Source organism: Chitinispirillales bacterium ANBcel5 (genome assembly GCA_029688955.1).
Taxonomy (GTDB): Bacteria; Fibrobacterota; Chitinivibrionia; order Chitinivibrionales; family Chitinispirillaceae; genus Cellulosispirillum; species Cellulosispirillum alkaliphilum.
Genome location: JARUKZ010000101.1, coordinates 1 through 1,545, shown reverse-complemented (window position 1 = coordinate 1,545; position 1,545 = coordinate 1). Strand labels below are relative to the sequence as shown.

Below are 1,545 nucleotides of genomic sequence, written 5' to 3'. Positions count from 1 at the left end.
TGGTTGAGTGCGGATCCGGCGGGGCCGGTGGATGGGTGGAATTTGTATGAGTACTGCAGAAGTCGTCCTACTGCTTTAAATGATCCTGATGGTCGACGGACATCTTTTCCGGAATATTCTGAGAGTAGCGCAAGAGAAATGGCGAAAGAGGGTTATACTTGGAATGAAGACAGGTGGGAACAAAAAAGCACTCCAGATACTGTATCAGTTGAAACAACAGAAACTGGTAAGATAGATTATGATTTTAGGGATTTAGAGAATAATACAGAGACTGAATTAATAGAGTTTCCGGAGTTTGAGATAACATCTGGAAATGTCTTTGCTTCAGATAAAGGCAATAAAAGTACAGAAGATAAAATAAATTGGTTTAGCAGTGGTAAGATTGGGGGAGACTTTTATTTAAAGAAAATTGAAGGTAAAGATAATGATTTATACAATCAAGAAAACTACTTAAAATTATTTGGAGCAGGAGGTTACCTAACAAACGATATCAGTTATGGAGATTTCAAGGCAGATGCTCAAGCTTCAATAATTGATATGAGTGGTGAAATTGGCTTAACAGATAAAGAAAGTAATTATGGTTTGACTATAAAAGGTGGTGTAGAATATTTAAGTGCAAAAGCTGGAGCGGGAATGGATAATTTTGCTTTATATGCAAATGCTGATGCTAAGTTGATGGAGTATAAAGTGTCTTTCAATATTAAAATAGCTGGGCATAAGATTGGAGTAGATGCATCATTAATAATTGGTGGTGTTGGTATTGGTGGTAAATTAGGACCAAAAACTGGTTTTAAACTTGCAGCTGGAGTTGGTGGTAGTCTTTTCTTAGGTTATGGTGGCCGCAACAGGAGATAGTTAGAATACGAGTTATTCTTACAGTGTAAATTAAGGAGGATGTCCTTGAAGAAAATATTAACATTATCATCTATTTGTTTTGTTGGTTTGGTGCTTGTTATGATGGCTGCATTTTCTATACATAAATACATGATTGGTGGAGATGCATTCAGTGGTCGTGTTAAAGATGGGAAATATTATATTTGGGTTGAGGATGAAATATATAAAGAGGTGCCAAAACAAACATGGCTAATAAATAAAATTTTATTTACAGCCATGCTCGTTACCGGTGGTTTAGCGATTGGTGGAATAGCATATTTGGGTATTACATATTATTTGCCATTTATTTTGAAGCAAGTAAAGTGAAGTTGTATAATACTTGTTTAGCTTGTCTGTTTTTGCGAAAAAACCTTAAGTTAAGTCGTAGCAGCCAATAAAATGAAATAAGTAAGTTCTTGCTTTGGTAATAGGTTGGCATTATGCGTACCATGCATTTATTAATTACACATTTGGTACTTCATTATTATCTGCATTAAAAATTATAGCTTTGTATAGATATTCCATAGGCATAAAGTGTTGAATCAAATAACAATTTAGCACTATTAGCTGTAAAATTGATTGATTTTTGGGTTGCCTAAACCAAAACATAAGAAGTTGGTTGGTACAACCGATACTCTTCAGGATTTACGATGTTGTTATGATCCTAAAGGC

General features: G+C 34.8%; 2 protein-coding genes. Both read left to right on the top strand.

The features are described 5' to 3' along the window. Positions 1–855: hypothetical protein (locus tag QA601_18880; GenBank protein ID MDG5817166.1), on the top strand; the 855-nt coding region annotated here is incomplete at its 5' end. Positions 856–900: 45 nt separating this feature from the next. Continuing rightward, entirely contained in the window at positions 901–1,200 is a 300-nt protein-coding gene (locus tag QA601_18875) for a hypothetical protein (GenBank protein ID MDG5817165.1), read from the top strand. Positions 1,201–1,545 lie beyond the last annotated feature (345 nt).